Below are 26,621 nucleotides of genomic sequence, written 5' to 3' on the forward strand. Positions count from 1 at the left end.
AGTCGATCAGGAGCGGTGGATGGTGATGTCGCCGTAGGAGGTACGGCCGCGTACCTCGACGGTCTGGTCGGTCTCGTCGGGCCGGGCGGTGTGCTCCAGCAGGTTGTGTACGTGCCCGAATCCGGTGTTGACGTCGAGCCAGGCGGCGGTGCCCTCGGCGATGCCGAGGTCCAGGTCGCCCATGGCGGTGCCGAGGACGATCGAGCCGCGGACCACCTCGCCGAGGCGGATGCCGCCGTTGGACGTCTTCGCGTCGACGCCGGCGCCGGCCCGCTCGACCGCGATGGCGCCGTTGGCGTTGCGCACCCGCACGTCGCCGCTGACCGCGTCGATCGTGGTGTCGCCGTTGGAGTTCTTGACCATCACGGCGCCGTCGACCTCGCCGATCTCGATCCTGCCGGAGCCGGTGGAGATCTCGGCGTTGCCCGTGACGCCGTCGACGGTGACGTGACCGATCCCCGTGTGCAGTCGCAGCGGGCCGGTTCGTTCGAGCCGGACGTTGCCGGTGGTCTTGAGTCGGCACTCGCCGAGCCGGCCAGCGCAGTGGATGTCGCCCATCTGCAGGTGAGCGGACAGTTGGGAACCGCTGGGCAGTTCGATGGAAACGTTCACCGACCTGCTCTTCTTGGAGAAGTCGAAGGTGCGCTTCGGGCCGGTGACCTGGAGTACGCCGTTGGTGCAGTCGACCCGGACCTCCGCCGCGGCCTGCACGTCGGACTCGTCGGTTTCGTCGCTCGGCCGGACCTCGACGACGGTGTCGGTGCGGTCGCTCGCGGCGATCCGCACGTTGCCGACGCCGAGTTCGAGCGTGACGGAGATCGGTTCGGGCGTCTCGTAACTGGGCATGCTTGTCCCCGCATCCTGGGTGGGTGAGTCGTCCCCGCAGGTCGGGGACGTGGTGTGCGGAACGGTGCGGTGTGGTCAGCGCACCCAGCCGGTGAAGCGCTGCTGGGTGCGTTTCCCGCTGCGGCGTGGCTCGGGACGCTGATCGCGGTCGGACCGCTGCAGGCCGGCGGCGGCCGCCCGGACCAGCCAGGCGTTGACCGAGCGCCCCTCCTTGGCCGCGGCCTCCTCGATCGCGGCCTTGAGCTGCTCGGGCATGCGTACGTTGATCCGGGCGGCGGGGCCGTCCTCGGCGATCAGCAGATCGCTGTCCGGCGCGCCGCCGACCGTCGCCGAGGCCTCCCCGGCCGCAGGCCCGAGCGGGTCGGCGGGTGGCGGGGTCACGACGAAGTTCGGATCGCGGCCGCGCAGGCGCAGCTCCACCGAACCCGGAGCCAGGTCCCGGGTGATCTCGTCGGCGGCGGCCGACAGCGCGTCCAGCAGCGTCATCCGGATCGCCGACTCGAGCGAGCCGGTCAGGCGCTCGACCAGCGCACGCGCCTCCTCACCGCCGGCTTCGGCAAGCGTGGCGAACTCACGTCCGAGGTTGCTCACATACGGGGTCAAGTCCATGGCACCATATTGGCACACAGATGGCACACGAACAAGCCATCTTGGCTCAATTAGGTGCCATGTCGGCGACACGGCGGTGTCCGGGCGCCGGAAGGCCCCCCACGTCGCCGACACGGAGTGGATCAACCGCGTCCGGGTGGGCGCGTTCGGGCCAGGTGTTCGGCTTGGGGGGCTTGCGGCGTACGCCGAAAAGGGGCCGGCCCGGCCCCGCGGGACGCGGGACCGGGCCGGGAACCTGACGGGCGGGGTGTCACGGGCCGACGAAGACCGCCTTGGCCCGCCAGTCCACCCCGTCGACGGCGGGGCCGCTGACCGTGGTGAACGTGCCGGTGGGCGCGCCGCCGGACCAGGAGGTCGAGGCGAGCGCCCCGGTCGAGCGGCTGACCCGGTAGAGGGTACCGCCGGCGAGGAAGACGCCCCCGCTGTCGGTGAAGCCGGTGACCCCCGCGACGGTGAACCGCTCGGCGCCGACCGCGCCGCTGTCCGGGGTGAACCAGCGCCAGAACAGCCCGCTCTGGCCGGCGAGCGTGTAGTAGAGCCGACCGGCGGTGTAGAACATGCCGGTGACGTTGGGGACCTCGGGGTAGAAGTTGACCGTGGACCCGGCGTACGTCTGGCCCTCCGGGCCGGAATCGGTCACCACCGTGTCCCAGTACGCGTCGTGGTACGGGTCGACGAGGCTCGGCGTGCCGAACGTGGACCCGTCGAAGGTGCGCCGCCACAGCGCCCCGTTCATCCCGTAGAACAGGGTGCCGCCGACCCAGAACCCGCCCCTGGCCGTGGACCAGGCGGTGCCGTCGGGGTTGGCCACGTCGACCGGCGCGCCGACGGTGGCCGCCCCGTCGTACGACCGGGCCTGCACCTCGTTGCCGGTGCCGGCCGGCGGCGGGCCGGTCTTGACGATCTCGATCGCGTCGACGAGCGGGTTCTCCACGACGTGCCCGAAGTCGATGTCGACGGTGCCGTCGCTGACGATCGTGAACGACCGCATGGTGCCGACGTTGTGGCCCACGCTCGCGGACAGGTCCAGGTTGTCGAGCACCAGCGTGCCGTCCAGCGTCACGTCGAACACCCGGGCGCCGGGTGCGGCCGTGCCGTCGTACCGGTTGGCCAGGTAGAGGCGGACCTGGACCTCGGTGCCGGCGGGGACGGGGAAGTCCCACTGCATCTCCGGGGCGCCGCCGCCGTCGTACCGCTCGTCGCTGTACAGCGCGGCCGGGGTGCCGGCCGGCACCGTGGCGTCCAGGCTGCCGACCGCGGCGAACCCGGCCGTGCTGCTGCCCGTGTTGTGGTACGGGCTGGGGTTGCCGCCGTCGTCGGCGCTCCAGTCGGGCCCGTTGTCGGCGGCGAGGACCGCCGGGCCGCCCGCGTTGACCCGGTACAGCACGTTCGTGGGCGCCGGCACGCCGGCCCGGTACACGGTGCCGGGCAGGCCGGCGGTGGTGGTCGGGTGCGGGGCGTCGCCGCCGGTCAGCGGGAAGAACGCGATCCGCTCCCGCCGGTAGCGGAAGTTGCCGATCCAGGACTGGTCCGAGCCGAGCCAGATGCCCTCCGGGGTGACCAGCAGCTCGGCCACGCCGTAGCCGCGCGGGTGCCGGCCCGGGTTCCAGGACAGCGGCAGCCCGTTGCGCGGGTCGAGCGCGGCGATGCTGGCCCGGCCGATCGCACCGGCCTGCGCGGCGTCCGAGCCGAAGCTGTTGTTGACCCAGCGCAGGTGCCCGCCGACGTAGACGGCCTGCTCGCTGATCCCGACGGAGAGGAAGGTGTCGCCGCCGGAAAAGTTCACCCAGGTGGGCTCCTGCCCGTCGCCGGTGGCGGCGGCCTCCCAGCGGGCGGCGGTGTCGCACAGCGTCCCGCCGTGCGCCGCGCCGGTGGTGACCACCACGAAGTAGCTGCCGTCCGGGGCGAAGGCCACGTCCCGCACGTACGAGTCGTACGCCCAGTACGAGCAGCGCGGGGTGTACCGGCTGGTGTTCCAGTCGGCGACGGTGGCCGCCGTCGCCCCGAGGTCGAGGCGCACGATCTGGTCGTGCACCACCCCGTCGGCCTTGCGGAAGTTGCCGATCACCACGAGCTGGGTGCCGTCCGGGGAGAGCGCCAGCTTGTCGGCGCCGACGCCGGCCTTGGCGCCGCTGACCCCGTCCCAGTTGTGGTTCTCGGTGAGCGAGGTGGTGAGGTAGCCGTCGAGCGCGCCGGTGCCGGCGTTGAGCGACGCGAGCCCGCCGCGCGGGTTGGCGTTGCCTGCGGTGGTGAAGATGCCGCCCACCAGCAGCCGGTTGCCGGCCACGGCGACGTCGTTGACCAGGCCGTTGAACGCCGGACCCGCGAAGCTGGTGACCGTGGCGCCGGTCGCGACGTCGACCACCGCCACCTTGCGCCGGGTGATCCCGTTGACGGTGTTGAACTTGCCGGCCAGGTAGACGGTGCCGGCGGCCGGGCCGGCCGCCACGTCGTACACCTCGTTGTCGACGGCCGGCGCGAACGCGGTGTCTACGGTGCCGGTGGCCTTGTCGAAGGCGAGCACGTAGTTGCGGGTGATGTCCACGTCGGAGCCGCGGTCACGCACCCTGGTGAACGAACCGGCGGCGATGATCTTCGTGCCGGCGTCGTGGATGGCGAAGACCGTGCCGTCCATGATGTTCGGCGACGCGGCGGACGGGACGGCGGAGACCACCGTGTCGTGGTCGGGCGCGGCGTGCGCCGCCGGCGCGACGGCGAGGCCGACGGCGGTCACGGCAACCGCGGTGAGCCCCGCCAGCGTGCGGCGGAGCAGGGCCGAGGAATGGGTCACGGGCAACTCCCGGAGCGGATGCGGACACGGAGAAGCGGCCCCACCCGGACGGCGTGGGCACCGACCGGCCGGGGCGCGCACCGTGCGTAGACGGTGCCATCACACACCCTGGCCGACGACGCAGCCGGCGTCCACCCCGCGACGGCCCTTTCTGCCGGGCCTAGCGGTCCGCCCCGCCGCGACCGCCGCCCGGGACCGGCGCGGTCACGCTCGGCGCGCCGTCGGCGGCGGGCAGGGTCACCGTGACCTCCAGGCCGCCCCCGGGCCGGGCCACCACCCGTACGGTGCCGCCGTGGGCGTCGCAGACCGCCCGGACGATGGACAGCCCGAGCCCCGATCCCCGGGCGCCGGTGCGCTCCTGCCCACCCCGCCGGAACGGCTCGAACAGCCCCGGCACGTCCGCCTGGTTGACCTCGAACCCCGTGTTGCCGACCACCAGCCAGGACGAGCGGCCGTCCGACCCGGTGCGCACCCAGATCCGGCCCTGGAGGTGGTTGTAGCGGACCGCGTTCTCGATCAGGTTGCCGGCCAGCCGGTCGAGCAGGCCGGGGTCGCCGACCACCGGGGCGGGCGCCAGCGCGGTCTGCACCCGCAACCCGATCCGCTCCACCTCGCGGCGCATCGCGGACAGGGCGTTGGCGGTGCCGGTCGCGAGGTCGCACTCGGTGCGCCGGCCCAGCCGCCGGCCCGCCTGGGCCTCGCTGCGCGCGAGCACCAGCAGCGCGTCGACCAGGCTGTTGGCCCGCTCGGAGGCGTCCCGGACCACGGTGGCCATCCGGCGGTACTCGGCGGCGTCCGCCTCGTCGTCGCTCAGCGTCACGTCGATCTCGGTACGCATCACCGCCAGCGGGGTACGCAGCTCGTGCGAGGCGTTGGCGACGAACCGCCTCTGCGCCTCGAACGCGGCCGTGATCCGGTCCAGCATCGCGTCGAACGTCTTCGCCAGCTCGGCGACCTCGTCGTCCGCCCCGGACCAGCCGATCCGCTGGTCGAGGGTGGCCTCGCCGAGCCGCTGCGCGGTGGCGGTGACCTGGTGCAGGGGGCGCAGCGCCCGCCCGGCCACCGCGTACGCGCCGGCCACGCCGACGACGCTGATCGCCAGCAGCGCCACGAGACCCTTGGCCAGCAGCTCCCGGGAGGCCGCGTCGACGAGCTGCCGCTGCCAGGTCGCGGCGTCCAGGGAGCGGCCGTCGGCCAGCAGCACGGTGGTGCCGGGCAGCAGCTCGTCGGTGGGGCGCAGCGCGTCGCGCACCAGCAGCCAGGCGAGCAGCACCAGGATCGCCCCGGCGCCCACCAGCAGGATCCCGTTGAGCAGGGTGAGCCGCAGCCGCAGCGTGGGCCGCAACCGCCCGGTCACAGTGCCACCTCGGTTCGCGACTGCGGGGCTCGCAACCCCGGCTCACTCCTCGCGCTCACAGGGCCACCTCGGTTCGCGACTGCGGGGCTCGCAACCCCGGCTCACTCCTCGCGCTCACAGGGCCGTCTCCGCCGTGCGGTAGCCGGCCCCGACGACCGTCTCGATCAGCGGCGGGTCGCCGAGCTTCTTGCGCAACGTCATCACGGTGACGCGGACGATGGTGGTGAACGGGTCGGTGTTCGCGTCCCAGACCCGCTCCAGCAGCTCCTCGCTGGAGACCACCGCCCCGCGCGCCTTCAGCAGCTCGCAGAGCACCCCGAACTCCTTGTTGGTCAGGTCGACCGGCGCGCCGCCGCGGGTGACCACCCGCCGGGCCGGGTCCAGCACCAGGTCGGCCACGGCGAGCACCGGCGGGGCGGCCGGGGTGGCCCGCCGGCCCAGCGCCTGCACCCGGGCCACCAGTTCGTCGAACGCGAACGGCTTGGGCAGGTAGTCGTCCGCGCCGAGCTGCAACCCCTCGACCCGGTCGGCGACCGTGCCGCTGGCGGTGAGCATGAGCACCCGGGTCAGGGTGCCGGAGGCGGCCAGCTCGGCGCAGATCTGGTCACCGTGCATGCCGGGCAGGTCCCGGTCGAGCACCACCACGTCGTACCGGGTGACGAAGGCCATCTCGTGGCCGGTGTCCCCGTCGTACGCGACGTCGACCGCCATGCCGCGCTTGCGCAGCCCCCGCGCGATCGCGTCGGCGAGGTTGCGCTCGTCCTCGACCACCAGTACCCGCATACCAGACCTCCTCGCCGCGGACTCCCCGACAACCTAGTGCCGCCCGCCAAACCAGCGTCCCACCGGTCGGACCACGGCCGCGGCCGGCAGGCCCCGACCTCCCGGCGTTGCAGAAACCTTCAGGTACGGGATGCTTCGCGGCGCTGATGTGCAGCGGAGGGAGCGGCGATGACCCGGTACTCGCAGCGGCTGCACGGCGGGCCGGAGCGCCGGTGGGGCGGCGGCGGGACTCCTGGTGCAGCCCCACCAGCGTCACCATGGTGCTGGACTTCTGGGACGTGGGTCCCACCCCCGACCGGTACGCCTGGGTGTCGCCCCCCGGTCCCCGGCCGGCGGTGACGCACGCCGCCCGGCACTGCTACGACCCCGCGTACGGCGGGGCGGGCAACTGGGCGCTCAACACCGCGTACGCGGCCGGGCACGGGGTGGACGCGTTCGTCACCCGGCTGCGGTCGCTGGCCGAGGCGGGCGCGTTCGTGGCCGCCGGGGTGCCGCTCGTGCTCTCCGCCGCGTTCCGCGGGGCGAGGTGCCGGGGCTGGACTACGACACCCGGGGTCACCTGATGGTGCTGGTCGGGTTCACCGCCGACGGCGACCCGGTGCTCAACGACCCGTACGCCCCGGACGACGCCGGGGTCCGCCGGACCGGGGACCGGCACCGGTTCGAGGCGGCGTGGCAGGGCGGCAGCGGCGGGATCGTGTACGTGATCCGGCCGCCCGACGTGCCACTGCCCCCGCCACCCGCCCAGCCCAACTGGTAGCCGGGGCGGCCGGGCTCACCGGCGCAGCCGCCACCAGCCGAACGCCCCGCCGACACGGCGGCAGACCGCGCTGCGCCCCGCGACGACGCACTCCCCCGTCGCGTCCGGCAGCACGTCGAGCACCCGGGCCTCCGCCCGGGCCAGGTCCAGCTCCGCGACGAGCAGGTCGCCCTCCCGCGTGCGCCGGACGCCGAACAGCGGCGCGTCCGGGTCGCGGGCGAACGTCAACTGCCAGCGGCCCAGCTCGCCGAGCTGCCGCCCGGTCGCCGCGTCCAGCACGGCGAACCCGCCGCCCGTCGGCCGTTGGTCGACGGCGCCGACCAGGAGCCGGTCCCCCCGCGCCACCAGGAACCACGGCCAGCGCGGGTTGCTCCACCGGGTCCGGCCGGTCGCCGGGTCGAGCGCCGACACCTCCCCGCGCCTCGGGGCGGAGACGCAGAGCAGCGCCCCGCACTGCTCGGCCTGCCCGAACTCCGCCAGCCGCCGCTCCCAGCGCCGGTCCAGAGCGGCCAGCCCGTACGCCGTGACCACGGCGCCCCCGCCGGGCTCCCCCTCGGTCACCAGCAGCAGCTCCCCGGCCAGGTTGACCTGCCGGTACGTCGGCCGCTCCCGGCCCTTGAGGTCCCGGGCGGCCAGCACCGCCCCGGACACGACGTCCCGCACCTCGATCCGCCCGTCCCGGTCGGCTCCGGGCAGCAGGTCGGAGGTCACCACCACCCGGTCGACCAGTTCGCCCCGGCGGTGGTAGTTGAACGTGACCAGCGACTGCGGCAGCGACCACCGGACCCGCCCCGACGCCAGGTCCACGAGCTGCAGGCCCGGTGCCCCGAGCGTGCTGTTGCCGAGGAGGAGCAGCCCGCCGCCGACCGTGGGCGCGCCGGACCCGGGATGCCGTGACAGCCGGCCGCCGGTCTTCGCGTCCACGAGGATCGTCTGCGGATGATCCGTGTCCAGGTCCACATTGACGAATACCACCCCGTCGCGCTCGGCCAGCCCGAACAGCCCGCCCGCGCCGGGCAGGGAGACGCGCCACAGCAACCGCAGGGGCTCCCCGGCGCGGGTGGGCGTCGCGTACGCGGCAACCTCCCGCCCGCCCGACTCCGGGCCCTCCCGCTCCGCCACGTACACCCGGTCGGGCGTCACGGCGACCTCGACGGCCCCGACCCGGCCGGGTAGCACCGTCGACGGGGGCCGCACGACCGCGGCGGACGCGGCCAGGGTGAGCAGCGCGAGCGCGCCGGCCAGGGCCACCCGCAGCGGGCGCCCCACCGCGCGGGGCGGCCGGGCCGGCGGCTCCGGCTCGGCGTCCCCGCGCAGCTCGCCGAGGTCGATGAGGGTCACCGGCGTTCCTCCTCCCCCAACCGGTGGACGGGCGGCCGGACGGACGGCGGCGAAGGCTCACCGGCCGGCCGGGCCCACGCGCGCCCGCCTGTACGATGGCGCGTCGTGGCTTTGCCGGTGGATGAACCCTCGCTGAACTCCGATCCCGCGCCCGTGGCGGCGCCGGCCGCGCCGGCCGGACCCGACGCGGCGCCCGCCCCGCGGCGGCCCCGACGCCGACCGGCCCGCGCCGACGTTCTGGCCATCGGAGCCTATGTGCTCCTCGGCGTCCTGGTGTGCCTGAACTACTGGGGGGACGTCCAGCACCGGGTGTCGTCGCACCTGCCGACCGACCACAGCTGGTTCGAGTGGCTCTTCTCACACGGCGCGTACTCGCTGCTGCACCTGGAGAACCCGCTGTTCACCACCCGCCAGAACGCCCCCGACGGGGTGAACATGATGGCGAACACGTCGATGCTCGGGGCCACGATCCCGCTCGCGCCGGTGACCCTCCTGTTCGGACCGCAGGTGACGTACGCCCTCTACCTGGGCGGAGCGCTGGCCGCGACCGCCGCCACGTCGTACTGGATGCTCTCCCGGCACCTGGTGCGCTCGCCCGCGGCGGCGTTCCTCGGTGGGGCGTTCCTGGGCTTCGCGCCCGGCATCGTGCACCACGCCAACGGGCAGCCCAACTTCGTCTCGAACTACCTGCTGCCGGTGATCGTGGCGCGGGTGCTGGCGCTCGGCGCGCCGGGGCGCAGCTGGCGCCGCGACGGGGTGGTGCTGGGGCTGCTGGTGGCGTACCAGGTCTTCATCAACGAGGAGATGCTGCTGCTCACGGCGCTGGCCTGCCTGGTGGTCGTGCTGGCGTACGCGGCGCAGCGGCCGCGGGCGGCCTGGGCCCGCGCCCGGGGCTTCCTGGCCGCGCTCGGGCTCGGCGGCGGGCTCACCCTGCTGCTCACGGCGTACCCGATCTGGTTCCAGTTCAACGGCCCGCAGTCCTACCGCGGCCTGCAGGGCGGGGTGTTCCACAGCTGGGGCGAGGACCTGGTGGCGTTCGTGACGTTCCCCCGGGACACGATCGCCGGCGACGAGGCGGTGGAGAAGACCATCGGGCTGACCGAGCAGAACACCTGGTTCGGCTGGCCGCTGGTGCTGGTCGCCCTGGTCGCCCTGGTGCTGCTGGTCCGCCGGTCGCTGGCCGCCCGGATCGTGGCCGTGCTGGTCGCGGTCTTCACCGTCGCCGCGATCGGCCCGGTGGTGCGCTTCGACGGGGTGGAGACCGACGTCGACGGGCTGTGGTCCTACATCCCGGACGACCTGCCGCTGGTCGAGATGATGATGCCCACCCGGCTGGCCCTGGTGACGGCCGCCGCCGTCGGCGTGCTGCTCGCCCTGGCCTGGGACGCGCTGGCCCGCTCCGGCCGCCCCGCCGCGCCACGGGTGCCGGCCCCCCGCGCCGCCGCCGACTCGGCCTCGGCCACGTCAGCCGCTCCGGCCGCGTCCGCCGGCGCCGCCTGGTCCGGCCGCCGCTGGCTGCGCCCCGTCGGGTACGCGGCCCTCGCGCTCGCCGTGCTGCCGCTGGTCCCCCGGCCGCTGCCGGCCCAGCAGATCGACCCGCCGCCGCGGTTCATCACCTCCGGCGGCTGGCGGCCGTACGTGCCGGAGGGCCGGACGCTGGTGCCGGTGCCGATCCCCAGCAACGTGCACGGCCTGCCCACCCTGCGCTGGAGCGCCCTGACGGGGCACGAGTTCCCGATCCCCGGCGGCTACTTCATCGGCCCCAACGAGCTCGGCGAGGGCACCTTCGGCGCGCCGAACCGGCCGACCAGCACGCTGATCTACGCCACGATGGACTCCGGCACGCTCCCGGTGGTGACGGAGGAGAACCGCCGGCAGGCGGTGGCCGACCTGCGCTACTGGCGGGCGTCGGTGGTGGTGCTCGGGGCGCACCCCCGGGAGGCGGTCCTGCGCGAGCTGATGACCGCCCTGCTCGGCCCGGCCCAGCGGGTCGACGACGTCTGGCTGTGGGACGTCCGCCCCCTCGTCGACTGACGGTGCGAGGAAGGGCCCCTGTGAGCAGGGGCCCTTCTCGACCGCCGTAGTCGGCGCGGCACCCGGCCCGCGCCGGAGCAGCCGTCAGGCGGAAGGGCCGCGCCGGAACGGCCGCCAGGCAGCCGGTCCGCGCCGGAGTGGCCGTCAGGCGGAGGGGCCGCTCAGCGTCCGGACGTCCCAGACCCAGACGTCCAGCTCCCGGCGCCCGGGGCCGACGAGCTGCTCGACGGTACGCCGCAGCGGCTCGGCGTTGTGCTGGCGTACCGGCAGCACCAGGATGGCGGCGCGCCAGTGCCGCAGCTCGTCCAGCGACCGGCGGCGCTGACGGTCGTCGAGCTGCGGGGTCCGGCCGGTGGCGGACACCTCCTCCAGCAGCTTGCCGAGCCCGCTGGGCCGGCCGCCGAACCGGCCCGGGTCGCCGGTGTTGCCGTTGCGCGGGGCGAGGAAGTAGCCGCCGGGGATCTTGAAGTCGAGGTTGGTGGACGCCGCCCACCGCATCCCGTGCGTGTTGCCCATGCTCGGCACCGGGATCGGCACCAGGGTCTGGTCCGGCCCGACGTACTCGCGCCACCGGTCGGCGGTGATGAAGGTCGGCACCGGCGGGCGCGAGGTGACGTTCAGCGGCATCGGCGCGATCGGCAGCAGGGCCGCGACCAGGGCGCCGACCGCGAGGGTACGCACGGTGCGCGCGTCGGCCGGGCGCAGCGACCAGACCCGGTCGACGGCCAGCGCCAGCAGCACGCCGATCACCACCGTGGTGATCATCCCGAACCGGGTCGGCACCACGGCGTCGAGCAGCGGCAACCGGACCAGCCACTCCCACGGGCCGGTGAACAGTTCCCGGTCCCACCAGGAGACCCGCTCGCCGAGGGAGAGCACCGCGAAGAACACCCCGGTCGCCGCGATCGCCCGGACGAGCGGCTCCCGGCGCAGCCACAGCACGATGCCGACCGCCAGCATCGCGAGGGTCCAGCCGAGGAAGGCGTTCTCCTCCGAGTAGTTCGGGGCCAGGTTGACGTTGGCCCGCTGGTTGCCGCCCAGCGTGGGCGAGCCGGGGGCGAAGAACGCCGCGATGTCGTTGCCGTAGTCGCGGACCGCGTCGCTGAGCCCGTGGTACGCCATCGGCCCGGCGAACTGGACGTACAGCGGGTACGCCAGCAGCGCCCCGGCCAGCACGGCGCAGACCCCCACCGCGACGCCCAGCGGTCGCCACGCCGTCGACCACAGCGCCGGCCGCTGCACCAGCATCGCGGTCAGGAAGACCCCGCACGCCAGCGCGGTGAAGAGCAGGATCTCCTCGTTGATGAACGCCTGGGCGGTCACCATCAGGGCCAGCAGCGCGCCGTCGCGGACGGGCCGCCGGGACCGGGTGATCACCAGCACCCGCCAGACGATGAACGGCAGCAGGAACTGCGAGATGATGTTCGGGTGCCAGTTGGCGTGCGAGAGCATCGCCGGCGAGAACCCGCAGAGCCAGCCGCCGACGGCGGCGGCCAGCGGGGTGCGCACCACGTGCCGGGAGAGCATCCGGTACCAGGCGGCGGCGGTCCCGGCGAGGCCGAGTGTGACCAGCACCACGAAGGACACGGCCGGTCCGAACAGGAGGGTCACCGGCACCATCGGGATGCCGAGCGCCAGGATGGCCGTGTTGGCCATCAGGTTGACCCCGTCCGGGTAGTTGAACTGGTCGGTATAGAACGGGAACTCCCCGTGCAGCACCACCCGCACCGAGTGGGCGAGGAAGAACTGCACCTGGGCGGGGTCGCTGCTGTACAGCGACGCGACCCGGCCGGCCGGGTCGACCCAGATCTGGCTGGTCACCCAGAGCGCGGCGAGCAGGAACACGCCGTAGACGGCGAGGTCGCGGCGCCGGCTCGTCCACCGCCACCGCCTGGCCGGGGCCCCGACGGGGGACGCCGTGCCGTCGGAGCCGGCCTCGGCCGGGGCCTCCACGACGGACACGGGCGCGACGGCGGACAGGGGCTCGGCCGTGGTCACGGGCGCGGGCAGCAGGTCCGGAGGCTCGGCGAGCGCGGTGGCGGCCGGTGCGGCCGGGGCCGCGGGGCCGGCGGCGGGGCCCACGGGAGCGTCGGGAACCGGCAGGGAGTCTCCGCGGGGCTCGGCATGGGTCACAGTCGGCGGAGTCTACCGGAGCCGGACATTGGCCGGAGAACCACCGGGCTGTCCTATGTGGTCGGATCCCCGGCGGCCCGATCCCGCCGGCCGGGCCGGTCGCGCCGCAGCTCGCGGGCGTGGCCGAGGCGCCAACCGGCGCGGCCCGACCGTCTCGTACCATGTGGGACCGAAAACATGACGGGGCGAACGCGATCGGGGGCGGATCAGGTGGCTTCAGTCCGCCGGCGCGGCAGAACGGCCACCGCACTGCTCACCCTGCTGCTGGCGGCGACGGGCTGCGGTCCGGTCGCCGACCGGAAGTCGGACGTCCTGCCCGTCGGCTACGACAGCCTGGACGGGTCGTTGCGGGTGTGGCCGGCGCGGGGCGGGCTGGCCGGCGACGCGGCCGCGACGGCGGCGGTCACCGAGGCCGTGCGGGCCTGGCGCTCACCGGCCGACGACCGGGCCCACCTGTCCTCGTCCGGGATCCTCTGGTCGGGGGAGGTCGACGGCGCCCCGCTGGCCCTGGTCGCCGCCGACGTGCCCGGCGAGAGCGCGTCCTGGCTGCTGCAACTGACCCGCGAGGGTGACCGGTACGTGGTCCGGCGGGCCGTGGAGTACACCGATCCCGGCTACCTCGTCTACTCCGACGTGCTGCCCGTGCAGACCGACCGCGGGCGGCGCTACCTGCTCTCGGAGCGGGTCGAGCGGCTGCTCGGCCCCAAGGGCCGGGCGCTGGCCAGCCGGGACGGGCTGACCGACCCGGTGGACGTGCCGGCCTGCCGGGCCGTGCCGCTGACCGCGACGCTGCGGGCGACCCGGTCGCTGCCGCGCGGCCGGGCCGCGGACCGTCTGCTGGACCTCGGTACGGCCACCAGCGACCCCCGCTATCCGCTGGTCCGGGACGAGACGGGCTCGGGCCGGCGGGCCCTGGACGGCCTGGACACGTGCGTGCTGGCCGACGAGCGGGGGCCGTTCGGCAGCATCCCCCGCCGGATCGGCGACAGCGACGCGCCCCGCTCGGTGCCCGAGTCCTGGCCGATGGCCAAGCTGAGCGTGCGGGCGCTCGGCGAGGTGGCGTTGGGCGGCGGCGACCCGGCCGACCTGGAGCAGCTGAGCTGGGAGACCGACGCCGGCACCATGACGGCGGTGGTCTACCGGCCGGCCGACGACGGCGCGCCGGTGGTCTCACCGGCCGACCGGGCCAACCCGCTGCAGGCGTACACGCTTCCGGTGCCGGGCCAGCCGTTGGTGGTGCTGAACTGGCGGTCCAACCGGTACAGCTCGCTGTCGGTCCCGCCGGGCACGCCGCTGCTGGTGGACCGGCCCGGGCTGGTGGTGGTGCCGCAGCCGACGAGCAAGGCCACGTTCAGCCTGGCCGGGGCGGAGAAGACCTACTACCGGTCCGTCGGCGGCCGCTGACCAGCGCCGCCACACGCCACACCCCGCGCGGCTGGGCGCGACGCGGCGCGGCTGGGCTGGGCTGGGCTGGCCGCGATGTCGGCGACATGGGGCTATCCCGAGCGCCGGACCCCACCATGTCGGCGACACGGGCGCGACGCGACGCGGCTGGGCGCCCCTGCACGCGGCGCGACGCCATGTCGGCGACATGGGGCCGTCCCGAGCGCCGGACCCGACCATATCGGCGACATGGGGCCGTCCCGAGCGCCGGACCCGACCATATCGGCGACATGGGGCCCGCCCCGCCTGCGCAGGGCAGTGGGAAGGGGCCCCCTTCTCGACGCCTGGCGTCGAGGAGGGGGGTGCCTCTCAGTTCGCGTCGGCCGCGCGGAGGCGGACCGGCTCGACCGGCTGGGCGTCCAGGCCGGAGATCCACCCGGTGACGTCGCGGGCGACGTCCTGGGCGGTGAGGCGCAGGTCGGCGAGGATCTGCGCGCGGGTGCCGTGCGGGTGCCAGTCGGCCGGCACGCCCAGGTCGCGCAGCGGCACGCGGACGTCGGCGTCCCGCATGGCCTGGGCGAGGGCGTCGCCGACCCCGCCGACGCGTACGCCGTCCTCGACCGTGACGACGAGGCGGTGCTCCGCGGCCAGCTCGACCAGCTCGGCCGGGATCGGACGGACCCAGCGCGGGTCGACCACCGTCACGCCGTAGCCCTGCTCGGCGACCCGGGCGGCGACCTCCATGCCGAGCTGGCCGAACGCGCCGACCGCGACCAGCAGCACGTCGGTACGCGTCGACTCGCCCAGCACGTCGACCGTGCCGACCCGGCGCACGGCCGGCAGGTCGGCGGCGACGCTGCCGGTCGGGAACCGGACGATGGTCGGGCCGTCGTCCACGGCCACCGCCTCGCGCAGCTCCTCGCGGAGGCTCGCGGCGTCGCGGGGCGCGGCGATGCGCAGGCCGGGCACCACGCCGAACACGGACATGTCCCACATGCCGTAGTGGCTCGGCCCGTCCGGGCCGGTGATGCCGGCCCGGTCCAGCACGAACGTCACCGGCAGCCGGTGCATCGCCACGTCCAGCAGGACCTGGTCGAAGGCCCGGTTGAGGAACGTCGCGTAGACCGCCACGACCGGGTGCAGGCCGCCGAGCGCCAGGCCGGCCGCCGAGGTGGCGGCGTGCTGCTCGGCGATGCCGACGTCGTACACCCGGTCGGGGTACTTGCGGGCCAGCTTCGCGATGCCGGTCGGCTCCGCCATCGCGGCGGTGATACCCACCACGTCGGGCCGCTCGTCGGCGATCGCGACCAGCTCGTCGGCGAAGACGTGGGTCCACTTGACCGACGGGGCGGCGACCAGCTTGCCGGTCTCGGGGTCGAACGCGCTGCCCGGGCCGTGCAGGCGGTCCGCCTCGTCCTCCTCGGCGGGGCGGTAGCCGTAGCCCTTGCGGGTGACGGCGTGCACGATCACCGGGCCGCCGAAGTTCTTGGCCGCGCGCAGCGCCGACTCGACGGCGGGGACGTCGTGGCCGTCGACCGGGCCGACGTACTTGATGCCCAGGTCCTCGAACATCGCCTGCGGGGCGACGGCGTCCTTGATGCCCTTCTTGACCGCGTGCAGCACCTCGTACATCGGCCTGCCGACCAGCGGGGTCGAGCCGAGGGCCTCCTTGACGGTGTCCAGCACCTTCTCGTAGCCGGGGTTGAGCCGCAGCGCCGAGAGGTGGTCGGCGAGGCCGCCGATGGTCGGGGCGTAGGACCGGCCGTTGTCGTTGACCACGATCACGAGGGGGTTGCCGGCGGTGGCGATGTTGTTCAGCGCCTCCCAGCACATGCCGCCGGTCAGCGCGCCGTCACCGACGACGGCGACCACGCTGCGCTGCTCGCCCCGCAGCGCGTACGCCTTGGCCAGGCCGTCGGCGTAGGACAGGGCGGTGGAGGCGTGCGAGTTCTCGATGACGTCGTGCTCGCTCTCGGCCTGGCTCGGGTAGCCGGAGAGGCCGCCGCGCTGGCGCAGCCGGTCGAAGCCGGCCTGCCGCCCAGTGATGATCTTGTGCACGTACGCCTGGTGCCCGGTGTCGAACAGGAGGCGGTCCCGCGGCGACTCGAAGACCCGGTGCATCGCCAGCGTCAGCTCCACCACGCCCAGGTTCGGGCCGACGTGCCCGCCGGTGCGGGAGACCTTGGCGATCAGGAAGTCGCGGATCTCGGCGGCGAGGATGTCCAGTTGTTTCCCGGACATTCTCTTCACGTCCTGCGGACCGCGCACCGTGGCCAGCAGCCGACCGTGGTTGGCCGTGTCCTCTTCAACACTCATGACCGAAGAGTCTATCGGCCGCCCGGCACCCCGCAGCCTGGCCGTGGACGCCGCCGCCTGATCGGGCGGACAGTCAGGCGGCGATGACCAGCCGCCGGGGCGGGGTCGCCGGCGGGGCGGACCGGGCCGGTCCGGCCGGCGTCCACGAGCCGAGCACGGCGGCCTCCCGGGCCCCGGTCACCGACGGGATCGCCCCCGGCAGGCCGTGCCAGGACAGCCACCCGAGCAGGGCGAACGCGTACGCCTCCTTGGCCTGGGTGGGCACGCCCAGCTCGTCGCTGGCGCGCAGCCGCCACCGCCCGTCGCCGAGGGCGGCCAGCCGCCGCAGCAGGGTGGGATTGCGCACCCCGCCGCCCGCGGCGACCACCTCGGCGACCCCGTGCCGGTCGCACTCGGCGGCGACCGTCCGGGCGGTCAGCTCGGTGAGCGTGGCCAGCACGTCGTCGGGGTCGACGGGGGCGCCGAGCGCCGCGAGCTTCCCGTCCAGGTAGCCGGCGTGGAACAGCTCCTTGCCGGTCGACTTCGGCGGCGCCGCGGCGTAGTACGGCTCGGCGAGCAGCAGCTCCAGCAGGGCGGGGTGCACCCGACCGGCCGCCGCGCGGGCCCCGTCGAGGTCGCAGGGGCGGCCCAGGAGGCGACGGGCCGCCGCGTCGAGCAGCGCGTTGGCCGGGCCCACGTCGTACCCGAGGACGGGGGCGCCGGGCGCGACCACGGTGAGGTTGGCGATGCCGCCCAGGTTGAGCGCCGCCCGCGGCGGCCCGGACTCCGCCCGCAGCAGCAGCGCGTCGAACGCCGGGACCAGCGGCGCGCCCTGCCCGCCGGCCGCCACGTCGGCCGAGCGCAGGTCCGACAGCACCGGTACGCCCACCCGCGCCGCCACCCGGGCCGGCGCGCCGAGCTGGAGGGTGCCCCGCGCCCGCCCGCCGGAGACCCAGTGGAACATCGTCTGGCCGGGCGAGACGACCGCGTCGACCCGGCCTCCGGCCAGCGCGACGCCGCGCGCCGCCGCCTCGGCGAACACCTCCCCGAGCCGGTTGTCCAGTCGGCAGACCGCCTCGATGCTGGTGGGGTTGGGCGGCAGCACCGCCCCGATCTGCGCCCGCAGCTCCTCGTCGTAGTCCAGGCCGGCGAAGCCGAGCGGCCGCAGCCGCAGCGTGTCCCCCTCGACGGCGAACTCCGCCGCCGCGACGTCCACCCCGTCGTACGACGTCCCCGACATCAACCCCACGATCCGCACGGGCTCATCCCTCGGCGGCGGGCGGCAGCAGCAGGCCGACCAGCTCGACGTGCTGGGTCATGGGGAACAGGTCGAAGCCGCGCAGCCGCGCGAGCCGCCACCCCGCCCCGGCGAACGTCCGTACGTCCCGGGCGAAGGCGGCCGGGTCGCACGCCACGTACGCCACGGCGCGCGGACCGGCGGCGACCAGGTCGCGCACCACCCGGGCGCCCGCCCCGGTGCGCGGCGGGTCCAGTACCACCAGGTCGACGGGTCCGGTCACGCGGCGGCGCGCCAGCGCGGTCTCCACCCGGCCCGCCACCACCTCGACCCGCGGCAGGTCCCGCAGGTTGTCCCGGGCGGCGGCCACGCCGTGCTCGGCGGACTCGACCAGGGTGATCCGGGCGTCCGGGCCGACCCGGCCGGCGAGCGCGGCGGCGAACAGCCCCGCCCCGCCGTAGAGGTCCCACGCCGACTCGCCCGGCCTCGGGTCGAGCAGGTCGAGCACCGCGTCGACCAGGGTGTCCGCCGCGGCGGGGTGCACCTGCCAGAAGCCGGACGCGGGCACCGTCCACCGGCGGCCGGCGGCCACCTCGCGTACGGCGGCCGGCCCGCTGACCACCGTCGGCACCCCCTCGGCGAGCGCGGCCACGGTGACGTCCCCGCCGGTGGAGGCGACCGTCTCGACCGCGTCCGCGTCGGGCCAGCGGGCTCCGGTCGGGGGAAGCACCGGCAGCTCCTGGATCGCGGGGTGGGCGATCAGGCAGCGGTCGATCGGCACCACCTCGTGCGAGCGGTGCTTGAGCAGCCCGGCCCGGCCGGCGGCGTCGACGGCGTACCGGACCCGGGACCGCCAGCCCAGCGGGCCGCCGGGCAGCGCCGCGACGCGGACCCCGAGCCGGTCGACCTCGGCGTCGGTGAGCCCGGCGAGCCGGGTGAGCTGCTCGCGGACCACCGCCGCCTTCCAGTCCAGCTGGGCCTCGGGGGCGACGTGCTGCAGGTCGCAGCCGCCGCAGCGGCCCGGCTTCGCGTACGGGCAGGGCGGCTCGACCCGCTGCGGCGCGGCGTCGAGCACCGTGACCGCGTCGGCCCGGACGAACCCCCGGTGCACCTCGGTCACCTCGGCCACCACCCGCTCGCCGGGCAGCGCGTGCCGGACGAAGACGACCTGGCCGTCCACCCGGGCGACGCAGTGCCCGCCGGGGGCGACCGCGTCCACGGTCAGCTCGACCCGCTCGGCCTCCTCCAGGCCGCGCCGCTCGTCGCCCGCCGGCGTCGGCAGGTCCCCGCCGCTGGTCGGCATCGGCCGGGCCTCGCCGGGAGGCGCCGGCCGGTCGGCGGCCGAGGGCGCCGGCCGGTCCCCGCCGGCCCGACGCGCCGGTCGGATCCCGCCGGGGCGCGTCACGGCCGGCCACCGTCGGTCGGGCCGCCCTCGCGGCGGCGCGGGGCGGAGTCGATCGGCGGCACCTGCGGCGGCAGGGTGCTGCGCGGGGCGACCCGGGGGCCGCGGGCCGGTCCCCGGCTCAGCGTCGCGTCCAGCCGGCTCAGGTCCTTGGCGGCGGTCGAGGCGAGCTGCCACGGCACGCTGGTCACCATCACGCCCGGCTCGAACAGCAGCCGCCCCTTCAGCCGCAGCGCGCTCTGGTTGTGCAGCAGGTTCTCCCACCAGCGGCCGACGACGTACTCGGGGATGAAGACGGTGACCACGTCACGCGGCGACTCCCGGCGGATGTTGGCCACGAACTCGATGATCGGCCGGGTGATCTCCCGGTACGGCGAGTCGATCACGGTCAGCGGCACCGGCAGCTCCCGCCGTTCCCAGTCGTCCTGCAGGTGCCGGGTGTCCTTCTCGTCGACGTTGACCGTCACCGCGGTCAGGGTGTCCGGCCGGGTGGCCCGGGCGTACGCGATCGCCCGCAGGGTCGGCTGGTGCAGCTTGCTGACCAGCACGACGGCGTGGTTGCGGGCCGGCAGCACGCCCCGGACCTCGGTCGGTTCCAGCTCGGCGGCGACCCGGTCGTAGTGCCGGCGGATGGCCAGCATCAGCAGGTAGATCACGGCCATCGCCGCGATGGCGATCCACGCGCCGAGCAGGAACTTGGTGATCAGGACGATCACCAGCACCGTGCCGGTGAGCGCCATGCCGAAGCCGTTGATGGCCCGCGACCGGTGCATCCGGCGGCGGGCCTCCGGGTCGCGTTCGGTGCGCAGGTGCCGGTTCCAGTGCCGGATCATGCCGGCCTGGGAGAGGGTGAACGAGACGAAGACGCCGACGATGTAGAGCTGGATCAGCCGGGTCACCTCGGCCTGGAAGCCGACGATCAGCACCACCGCGAAGACGGCGAGGAACACGATGCCGTTGGAGAACGCCAGCCGGTCGCCCCGGGTGTGCAGCTGCCGGGGCAGGTAGCGGTCCTGGGCGAGGATCGAGCCGAGCACCGGGAAGCCGTTGAACGCGGTGTTGGCGGCCAGGAAGAGGATCAACGCGGTCATCCCGGCGACGACGTACAGCAGCACCGACCCGGAGCCGAAGACCGTCTCGCCGAGCTGGGTGGTGACGGTCTTCTGCACGTACCCGGCGGGGCCGGAGACGATCTGGGTCTCCGGGTCCTCCACGAACTGCAGGCCCGTGGCCTGGGCCAGCAGGATGATCCCCACCAGCATGGACACCGCGATGGAGCCGAGCAGCAGCAGGGTGGTGGCCGCGTTGCGGCTCTTCGGCGCCTTGAACGCGGGCACCCCGTTGGAGATCGCCTCCACGCCGGTGAGCGCCGCGCAGCCGGAGGAGAAGGTGCGCAGCAGCAGGAAGATCAGGGCGAACCCGGTCACGCTGTGCTCGGCCTGGATCTCCAGGCCGGCGCTCGGGGCGTGCAGGTCGTGGCCGAGGACGAAGATCCGGATCAGGCCGGTGAGCAGCATCCCGCCGATGACGATGACGAAGCCGTACGTCGGGATGGCGAACGCGGTGCCGGACTCGCGCAGGCCCCGCAGGTTGATCGCGGTGAGCAGCACCACCGCGACGACCGCGATGAGCACCTTGTGGGTGGCCACGTACGGCACCACGGAGCCCAGGTTGGCCACCCCGGAGGAGACCGAGACCGCCACGGTGAGCACGTAGTCGACCAGCAGGGCGCTGGCCACCGCGACACCCGCCCGCGGGCCCAGGTTGACGGTCGCGACCTCGTAGTCGCCGCCGCCGGAGGGGTAGGCGTGCACGTTCTGCCGGTAGCTGGCGACCACCGTGAGCATCACCACGACCACGGCGACCGCGATCCACGGCGAGAACAGGTACGCCGACGCGCCCGCGATGGACAGCGTCAGCAGGATCTCGTCCGGGGCGTACGCGACGCTGGACAGCGCGTCGGAGGCGAAGACGGGCAGGGCGATGCGCTTCGGCAGGAGGGTGTGCTGGAGCCGGTCGGACCGGAACGGTCGACCGAGCAGAAGTCGCTTCAGCAGCGAGGTGGGACTGGCCACAAGCGCTAAGGGTACGACCACGGCAACGTCGGTGCCGGGGTGGCCGATCACGGGCGCGGAACCGGGCGCGGTACCGTCGTCCCCCGCTGACCCGCGGAACGTGGCAGGCTCGCAGTGCAGCGGGTGCGCGCACCTTGGGAGGGACACGTGCATGTCGTGATCATGGGCTGCGGCCGGGTCGGTTCGACCCTTGCCCAGAGCCTGGAGTCCCGCGGCCACTCGGTGGCGGTGATCGACCAGGACGCCGACGCCTTCCGCCGGCTCAGCCCCGACTTCGCCGGCATCACCGTCACCGGCGCCGGCTTCGACGGCGAGGTGCTGCGGCAGGCCGGCATCGAGCGGGCGGACGCCTTCGCCGCGGTCTCCAGCGGCGACAACTCCAACATCATCTCCGCCCGGCTGGCCCGCGAGACGTTCGGCGTCTCCCGGGTGGCCGCCCGGATCTACGACCAGCGCCGGGCGCAGGTCTACGAGCGGCTGGGCATCCCGACGGTGGCCACCGTGCGGTGGACCGCCGACCGGATGCTGCGGCACCTGGTCCCCGAGGGCAACGTGGAGATCTTCCGGGACCCGACCAGCACGGTCTCGATCATCGAGGTGCCCGTCCACAAGGACTGGATCGGGCGTCCGCTGCGGGCGCTGGAGGAGGCGGCCGGGGCCCGGGTGGCGTATCTCACCCGCTTCGGCATCGGCACGCTGCCCACCGGGTCCAGCGTCGTGCAGGAGGGCGACCAGGTCTTCATGCTGGTCACCGACGACATCATGGCGTCGGTCACGTCGGCGGCCGGAAGCCCGCCGGAAGGAGCGCACTAGAGATGCGGATCGCCATCGCCGGCGCCGGCAACGTGGGCCGCTCGATCGCCCAGGAGCTGATCGACAACGGCCACCAGGTGATGCTCATCGAGCGCCAGCCCAAGATGCTCCGGCCGGACCGGGTGCCCACCGCCGACTGGGTGCTCGCGGACGCCTGCGAGCTGGCCAGCCTGGAGGAGGCCAACCTCGCCGGCTGCGACGTGGTCGTCGCCGCGACCGGGGACGACAAGGTCAACCTGGTGGTGTCGCTGTTGGCCAAGACCGAGTTCGCGGTGCCCCGGGTGGTGGCCCGGGTGAACCGGGCCGAGAACGAGTGGCTGTTCACCGAGCAGTGGGGCGTCGACGTCGCGGTGAGCAAGCCGCGGGTGATGGCGGCCCTGGTCGAGGAGGCCGTGACGGTCGGCGACCTGGTCCGGCTGATGACGTTCCGGCAGGGCGAGGCGAACCTCGTCGAGATCACCCTGCCGCCCACCGCCCCGTACGTCGGGCAGCCGATCCACGCCGTGCCGCTGCCCCGGGACACCGCCCTGGTGGCGATCCTGCGCGGCAAGCGGGTGCTGGTGCCCAGCCCGGACGATCCGATCGAGGCGGGAGACGAGCTGATCTTCGTCTGCACCGCCGACGTGGAGGACGAGGTCCGCGCGGTGGTCCTCGGCGCGGACAGCGTGGAACGGACCCGCGGCGGGAGGTGAGCGCCGCGCCGGCGGTGGGCCGGGACCGGCCGGGCGGGCTCAGCCGCCGGGCAGGGGCTCGGGTGCCCGCGTCTCGCGGGTGACCCGGCGCACCGTCCACACCGTGATCAGCAGCAGCAGCGCGTACGGCGGGTAGCCGAGGGCCAGGCGGGCGATACCCAGCGCGGTGTCCTGATGGGCGTACCAGAGCGCGGCCTGCACGCCGACCTTGGCCAGCCACACCACGCCCCAGAGCACGGTGAGCTGGGTGAAGGTGCGCACCAGCCGGGGGTCGTCGCGCCAGTCCGCGCGGCCCTTGGCCACCAGCACCGACCAGAGCCAGCCCACCAGGGGCTGCCGGATCACCGCGGAGAGCAGCAGCACCAGGCCGTAGCCGATGCCGTACAGGATGCCGGGGAGGTAGAAGTCCCGCTCCTCGCCGGTGCGCAGCGCGATGAACGCGCCGATGGCGATGCCGAACAGGCCGTTGACCGCGTGCCGGACCGGCCGGCGCTGCGCCAACCGCAGGCCTGCGATGAGCAGCGCCGTGGCCACCGAGGCGATGATCGCGGGGCGCAGCTCGCCGACGATGTTGGCGACCACGAAGACGAACACCGGGACGCTCGACTCGACCAGGCCGCGCCAGCCGCCCAACTGCTCGGCCATCTGCTCGGCGAGCGTCGGCAGGCGTTCCTCCCCGGGGCCGGTCTCCGGCTCCGTCGCCCGGTCCTGTCCGGTGGTCATCGCACGTCTCCCGTCCGCGGCGCCCGCGCCGTCACTTCGGCGACTCCAGCTCGTAGTACGGGTTGTAGATGACCTTGCGGTCGTCCCGCACCGCCATCCGCCCCCGGGCGGTCAGATGCCGCCCCGGCTCGATCCCGGCGATGTGCCGCCGCCCGAGCCAGACCAGCGTCACCACGTCGCTGCCGTCGTACAGGTCGGCCTCCAGGGTGGGCAGGTTGGTCCTGGGAGTGTAGACCACGGTACGCAGCCGGCCGGTCACCGAGACCACCTGACCGCGCATGCACTGCCGGGCCGGCATCCCGCCGGACTCCGCGCTCTCCCGGCGCAGCTCCTGCGCCTCGATCTCGGCCTCGCTCGCGGTGAGCCGGTGCAGGAGCCGCCGCAGCGACACCCTGCGGCCCTCGTCGGTCGTCATGACCTCCGCGTCACCCTCTCCTGGGCTGGCCGGCCGCGCCGGCACCGTGCGGCCCCGGCGTGTCGGGACCGTGCCGCCAGCGTACGCCGCGAGCGGCGCGGAACACGGGGCCGGCCGCACCCCGGGTGCATCTCGACCGCCGGCCCCACGCCGGCCGCGCCTGGACCGCGGCGCGCATCCCGACCGCGTCCCGGCCGCCGGGCGGTCGCCGAGGCGCGGCGGACGCCCGCCGCACCCGCCGGGGTCGGGCAGTCGCCCGCCCGGGGACCGGCCGCGCCGGCGTGGGCGCCGACGGGCCGGGGCCGGGTCGGTACGGCTCAGGCCTGGATCGGGCCCGGGGCGGCCGGGGCGTCCTCGTCGGCGGGGCCGGCCTGCTCGGCGACCTCGCGGGGCAGCCGCAGCGGCAGCGGCTCGCGCACCGGCTTCGCCTCCTGGCCGCGGTCGACGACCAGCCCGTCCAGCACCTGGGCCAGCGGCCCTACGGCAGTCGGGTCGGCGGCAGCCTCGCCCTGGTAGACGCCGCGGACCATCCACCGCGGCCCGTCGATGCCCACGAAGCGCAGGTCGGTCACGCCGTCCGGGGTGCGCACCCGGGCATGCAGCTCCGGGCCGTACTCGCCCTGGCGCTCCTGCGCCGCCGCGCCGTCGTTGAACAGCGACTGGCGGATCTCCTCGCGCACCTCGTCCCAGATGCCCTCGGAACGCGGCGCGGCGAAGACGCCGAGCTGGAGCGCGCTCTGGCCGTGCACCAGCACGACCTGCTGGATCACGCCCTGCGGGTCGGCCTGCACCCGCACCTCCACGTCGGGCACCGCCGGGATCTGCAGGCTGCCCAGGTCGAGCCGCTGCACCCCCGCCGGGGCCTCGGAGACGTCGTACGGGCCACGCGCCGGCCCCGCCAGCTCGTCGGTGCCGTGCCCGACGACCGCCTCGGCGGCCCGCTCGCCGCTGGCCTGCCGCCCGTCACCGGCCCGCTTTCGGGAGAAGATCACTGCGCCCACCCTCCGCTGTTCGCACTCACCCTGCCACCTCTTCCGGCTGCCCGCTCGCCCGCTCCGCCGGCGGCGGGACGAGCCCGGCGTGGCCGCCGGTCGAGCCGTGTCCGCCGACACCCCGCCGGGACGGCGGCAGCTCGGCCACCGGCTGGAAATCGACCCGCTCCACCCGCTGGACAACGAGCTGGGCGATCCGATCGCCACGGGTGATCTTCGCCGATGTCGTCCGATCATGATTGATCAGGTTGACCAGGATCTCACCCCGGTAGCCGGCGTCGACCGTACCGGGCGCGTTGAGCACCGTCACGCCGAGCCTGGCCGCCAGGCCCGAACGGGGATGCACCAGGCCCACATAACCCTCCGGGAGGGCGATCGCCACGCCGGTCGGGACCAGGGCCCGGCCGCCGGGCGGCAGCTCCACGTCCGCGGCGGCCACCAGGTCCGCCCCGGCGTCGCCGGGATGGGCGTACGCGGGCAGCGGCAGCTCCGGGTCGAACTGTCGTACGGGCACGGGTACGTCGGTCACGGTCTCCCTCTTCCGTCCGGTTCGCGGGGTGACCCTGTCATCCTGCCGGGTCCGCCGCCCGTCATGCGCCGTACCCTGACACGGGTGAGCCTGTCGTCCTCCCCGCCGCCCCCGGCGCCGCCCGTCCCGGGGGCGCCCACCGCGTACTCCGAGCGGCTCAGCCTGCCGTGGTGGCTGTGGCTGGCCGGCGTGGCCCTCGGCGGCTTCCTCGGCCTGGAGCTGTGGATGGGCGCGGACGGCGTCCGCGCCTGGCTGCCGTTCGCGGTGCTGCTGCCGGCGACCGTGGCCGCCCTGTGGTGGCTGGGCCGGATCCGCGTCGCCGTGGCCGACGGTGAGCTGCGGGTGGACGACGCCCGGCTGCCGCTGCGGTTCGTCGCCGACGCGGTCCCGCTGGACGCGGCCGGCCGGCGTGAGGTGCTCGGCGTCGGGGCCGACCCGCTGGCCTTCGTGGTGCAGCGGCCGTGGATTCCCGGCGCGGTGCAGGTCGTGCTGGACGATCCCGCCGACCCGACCCCGTTCTGGGTGGTCAGCAGCCGCGACCCGGTGCGGCTCGCCGCCGCGCTCGTGGCGGCCCGCAGCCTGAGGCGCGAGGAGTGAGCCGGGTTTGCGAGCCCCGCGGTCGCGAACCGCGGGAAACGACGTCGCCTGAGGGCAGGCTCAGGGCAGCGCGGGCGGCGGCCCGGGCAGGGCGCGGCGCTGTCCGCGCAGGTCCCTGCGGAGCTGGTCGGCCAGCGCCCGGGTGGCTCGCCGGTTGAGGTAGCTGGCCACGGCCGCCCCGGTGAGCAGCGGGCCCAGCGTGGTCAGGTTGCGGCCGAACCGCCGGAGCAGGGCGTCACGCAACTCCCTCCGGGCCGCCGTACCGAGCACCGCGCCGACGCCCACCCCCGGCGTCATCGGGTTGATCCCGCGCTGGCCGGCCCAGGACTGCACCAGGGCCACCGCGCGCCGGGTCCCGCCGGGGGGCAGCGGCGCCCCGTACACCTCGTGCAGCTCGCCGATCAGCTTCAGCTCCACCGCCACCACGGCGACCGTCTCGGCGGCCAGCAGCACGGGCGCCGAGAGCAGGGTCGGGGTGACCGTCCACTCGACGGCGGCCACGCCTCCGCCGGCCGCGCCGATGCCCGCGGTCGTCCGCGCCGCGTTGCGGACCAGCCGGTCGGCGATGGCCTCGTCGTCGAGGCCGGGGAAGTGCCGGCGCAGCGTGGCCAGGTCCCGGATCGGCACGTGCGGGGCGATCTCGGCGACGGTCTCGGTCATCCAGCGGACGGCCGCCCTCGGCTTGAACAGGTCGGCGAGCCCGCGCGCCCGGGCCTGGCCGACCAGCCGGGTCAGTAGCTGCCGCCGCCGGGCCGGCGCGATGTCGTCCGCGGTCAGCGCGGCGACGGTGGCGCCCAGTTCGTCCGCGTCCTCG

General features: G+C 74.9%; 23 protein-coding genes. 7 read left to right on the plus strand and 16 right to left on the minus strand.

The features are described 5' to 3' along the window. Positions 1-6: 6 nt before the first annotated feature. The 5 genes from ACGFIZ_RS09350 to ACGFIZ_RS09370 form a co-directional block, all read right to left on the minus strand. Positions 7-846: a DUF4097 domain-containing protein gene (locus ACGFIZ_RS09350; protein ID WP_393417427.1), complete on the minus strand. Its 840-nt coding sequence runs from the start codon at positions 844-846 to the stop codon at positions 7-9. A 75-nt stretch (positions 847-921) separates the two neighbouring features. Further along, entirely contained in the window at positions 922-1,455 is a 534-nt protein-coding gene (locus tag ACGFIZ_RS09355; protein WP_393417429.1) for a ribbon-helix-helix protein, CopG family, read from the minus strand. 250 nt (positions 1,456-1,705) lie between these two features. Further along, positions 1,706-4,246, minus strand: coding sequence for a malectin domain-containing carbohydrate-binding protein (locus ACGFIZ_RS09360; protein WP_393417431.1), 2,541 nt, complete (start codon positions 4,244-4,246; stop codon positions 1,706-1,708). Between the two features lie 160 nt (positions 4,247-4,406). Next, positions 4,407-5,603, minus strand: a complete 1,197-nt coding sequence (locus tag ACGFIZ_RS09365) for a sensor histidine kinase (RefSeq protein ID WP_393417433.1) — start codon at positions 5,601-5,603, stop codon at positions 4,407-4,409. Between the two features lie 114 nt (positions 5,604-5,717). Beyond that, positions 5,718-6,386 (minus strand): response regulator transcription factor, encoded by a 669-nt coding sequence (locus ACGFIZ_RS09370; RefSeq protein ID WP_393417435.1) that lies wholly within the window; start codon positions 6,384-6,386, stop codon positions 5,718-5,720. A gap of 212 nt (positions 6,387-6,598) precedes the next feature. On the opposite strand from ACGFIZ_RS09370, the gene ACGFIZ_RS09375 reads away from it, so the two are divergent. Then, entirely contained in the window at positions 6,599-6,949 is a 351-nt protein-coding gene (locus tag ACGFIZ_RS09375) for a C39 family peptidase (RefSeq protein WP_393417437.1), read from the plus strand. Beyond that, a complete protein-coding gene (locus ACGFIZ_RS09380; protein ID WP_393417439.1) occupies positions 6,949-7,146 on the plus strand; it encodes a hypothetical protein in 198 nt (65 codons plus the stop codon). Before ACGFIZ_RS09375 ends, ACGFIZ_RS09380 begins: the two co-directional genes overlap by 1 nt. A gap of 15 nt (positions 7,147-7,161) precedes the next feature. On the opposite strand, the gene ACGFIZ_RS09385 is transcribed toward ACGFIZ_RS09380, so the two are convergent. After that, on the minus strand, positions 7,162-8,487 hold the full coding sequence (locus tag ACGFIZ_RS09385; protein ID WP_393417441.1) for a PQQ-binding-like beta-propeller repeat protein: 1,326 nt from the start codon (positions 8,485-8,487) through the stop codon (positions 7,162-7,164). 153 nt (positions 8,488-8,640) lie between these two features. Between ACGFIZ_RS09385 and ACGFIZ_RS09390 the strand changes: the two genes are divergently transcribed. Then, positions 8,641-10,521, plus strand: coding sequence for a hypothetical protein (locus ACGFIZ_RS09390; RefSeq protein ID WP_393417631.1), 1,881 nt, complete (start codon positions 8,641-8,643; stop codon positions 10,519-10,521). A gap of 144 nt (positions 10,522-10,665) precedes the next feature. On the opposite strand, the gene ACGFIZ_RS09395 is transcribed toward ACGFIZ_RS09390, so the two are convergent. Further along, positions 10,666-12,474, minus strand: a complete 1,809-nt coding sequence (locus tag ACGFIZ_RS09395; RefSeq protein ID WP_393417633.1) for a hypothetical protein — start codon at positions 12,472-12,474, stop codon at positions 10,666-10,668. Positions 12,475-12,864: 390 nt separating this feature from the next. Here ACGFIZ_RS09395 and ACGFIZ_RS09400 point away from each other — a divergent pair, with 390 nt between their 5' ends. Further along, on the plus strand, positions 12,865-14,058 hold the full coding sequence (locus ACGFIZ_RS09400) for a hypothetical protein (RefSeq protein ID WP_393417443.1): 1,194 nt from the start codon (positions 12,865-12,867) through the stop codon (positions 14,056-14,058). Positions 14,059-14,406: 348 nt separating this feature from the next. On the opposite strand, the gene dxs is transcribed toward ACGFIZ_RS09400, so the two are convergent. From dxs to ACGFIZ_RS09420, 4 genes are all read right to left on the minus strand, one after another. Then, positions 14,407-16,353 carry a 1-deoxy-D-xylulose-5-phosphate synthase gene (gene dxs / locus ACGFIZ_RS09405; protein WP_393417445.1) on the minus strand — a complete coding sequence of 649 codons (1,947 nt, stop codon included), beginning with the start codon at positions 16,351-16,353 and terminating at the stop codon, positions 14,407-14,409. Between the two features lie 73 nt (positions 16,354-16,426). Further along, positions 16,427-17,590 carry an anhydro-N-acetylmuramic acid kinase gene (locus ACGFIZ_RS09410; protein WP_393417447.1) on the minus strand — a complete coding sequence of 388 codons (1,164 nt, stop codon included), beginning with the start codon at positions 17,588-17,590 and terminating at the stop codon, positions 16,427-16,429. Between the two features lie 4 nt (positions 17,591-17,594). Continuing rightward, positions 17,595-18,872 carry a class I SAM-dependent RNA methyltransferase gene (locus ACGFIZ_RS09415; RefSeq protein WP_393417635.1) on the minus strand — a complete coding sequence of 426 codons (1,278 nt, stop codon included), beginning with the start codon at positions 18,870-18,872 and terminating at the stop codon, positions 17,595-17,597. A 98-nt stretch (positions 18,873-18,970) separates the two neighbouring features. Beyond that, positions 18,971-21,046: an APC family permease gene (locus ACGFIZ_RS09420; RefSeq protein WP_393417449.1), complete on the minus strand. Its 2,076-nt coding sequence runs from the start codon at positions 21,044-21,046 to the stop codon at positions 18,971-18,973. 147 nt (positions 21,047-21,193) lie between these two features. Here ACGFIZ_RS09420 and ACGFIZ_RS09425 point away from each other — a divergent pair, with 147 nt between their 5' ends. Continuing rightward, positions 21,194-21,859, plus strand: a complete 666-nt coding sequence (locus tag ACGFIZ_RS09425) for a potassium channel family protein (RefSeq protein ID WP_393417451.1) — start codon at positions 21,194-21,196, stop codon at positions 21,857-21,859. Positions 21,860-21,861: 2 nt separating this feature from the next. After that, the gene (locus ACGFIZ_RS09430; RefSeq protein ID WP_393417453.1) at positions 21,862-22,551 is read left to right on the plus strand and encodes a potassium channel family protein; all 690 of its coding nucleotides are present in this window, start codon (positions 21,862-21,864) and stop codon (positions 22,549-22,551) included. A 39-nt stretch (positions 22,552-22,590) separates the two neighbouring features. Here ACGFIZ_RS09430 and ACGFIZ_RS09435 read toward each other — a convergent pair whose 3' ends face one another. From ACGFIZ_RS09435 to dut, 4 genes are all read right to left on the minus strand, one after another. After that, positions 22,591-23,274 (minus strand): DUF3159 domain-containing protein, encoded by a 684-nt coding sequence (locus ACGFIZ_RS09435; RefSeq protein WP_393417455.1) that lies wholly within the window; start codon positions 23,272-23,274, stop codon positions 22,591-22,593. Between the two features lie 31 nt (positions 23,275-23,305). Continuing rightward, the gene (locus ACGFIZ_RS09440; RefSeq protein WP_393417457.1) at positions 23,306-23,689 is read right to left on the minus strand and encodes an OB-fold nucleic acid binding domain-containing protein; all 384 of its coding nucleotides are present in this window, start codon (positions 23,687-23,689) and stop codon (positions 23,306-23,308) included. Positions 23,690-24,006: 317 nt separating this feature from the next. Then, positions 24,007-24,681, minus strand: coding sequence for a DUF3710 domain-containing protein (locus tag ACGFIZ_RS09445; protein WP_393417459.1), 675 nt, complete (start codon positions 24,679-24,681; stop codon positions 24,007-24,009). Between the two features lie 25 nt (positions 24,682-24,706). Continuing rightward, positions 24,707-25,210 (minus strand): dUTP diphosphatase, encoded by a 504-nt coding sequence (dut, locus tag ACGFIZ_RS09450; protein WP_393417461.1) that lies wholly within the window; start codon positions 25,208-25,210, stop codon positions 24,707-24,709. A 90-nt stretch (positions 25,211-25,300) separates the two neighbouring features. Between dut and ACGFIZ_RS09455 the strand changes: the two genes are divergently transcribed. Then, on the plus strand, positions 25,301-25,807 hold the full coding sequence (locus tag ACGFIZ_RS09455) for a DUF3093 domain-containing protein (RefSeq protein ID WP_393417638.1): 507 nt from the start codon (positions 25,301-25,303) through the stop codon (positions 25,805-25,807). Positions 25,808-25,867: 60 nt separating this feature from the next. Here ACGFIZ_RS09455 and ACGFIZ_RS09460 read toward each other — a convergent pair whose 3' ends face one another. Next, on the minus strand, positions 25,868-26,605 hold the full coding sequence (locus ACGFIZ_RS09460; RefSeq protein ID WP_393417640.1) for a hypothetical protein: 738 nt from the start codon (positions 26,603-26,605) through the stop codon (positions 25,868-25,870). Positions 26,606-26,621 lie beyond the last annotated feature (16 nt).

Origin of the sequence: Micromonospora sp. NPDC048830 (genome assembly GCF_043198215.1) — a bacterium.
In the GTDB taxonomy this organism is placed as follows: domain Bacteria; phylum Actinomycetota; class Actinomycetes; order Mycobacteriales; family Micromonosporaceae; genus Micromonospora.

Coding starts and splice junctions, on each gene's coding strand:
- ACGFIZ_RS09430 (WP_393417453.1), top strand. CDS start 21,862: ATGCGGATCGCCATCGCCGGCGCCGGCAACGTGGGCCGCTCGATCGCC.
- ACGFIZ_RS09380 (WP_393417439.1), top strand. CDS start 6,949: ATGGTGCTGGTCGGGTTCACCGCCGACGGCGACCCGGTGCTCAACGAC.
- ACGFIZ_RS09350 (WP_393417427.1), bottom strand. CDS start 846: ATGCCCAGTTACGAGACGCCCGAACCGATCTCCGTCACGCTCGAACTC.
- ACGFIZ_RS09440 (WP_393417457.1), bottom strand. CDS start 23,689: ATGACGACCGACGAGGGCCGCAGGGTGTCGCTGCGGCGGCTCCTGCAC.
- dxs (WP_393417445.1), bottom strand. CDS start 16,353: ATGAGTGTTGAAGAGGACACGGCCAACCACGGTCGGCTGCTGGCCACG.
- ACGFIZ_RS09415 (WP_393417635.1), bottom strand. CDS start 18,872: ATGCCGACCAGCGGCGGGGACCTGCCGACGCCGGCGGGCGACGAGCGG.
- ACGFIZ_RS09435 (WP_393417455.1), bottom strand. CDS start 23,274: ATGACCACCGGACAGGACCGGGCGACGGAGCCGGAGACCGGCCCCGGG.
- ACGFIZ_RS09355 (WP_393417429.1), bottom strand. CDS start 1,455: ATGGACTTGACCCCGTATGTGAGCAACCTCGGACGTGAGTTCGCCACG.
- ACGFIZ_RS09370 (WP_393417435.1), bottom strand. CDS start 6,386: ATGCGGGTACTGGTGGTCGAGGACGAGCGCAACCTCGCCGACGCGATC.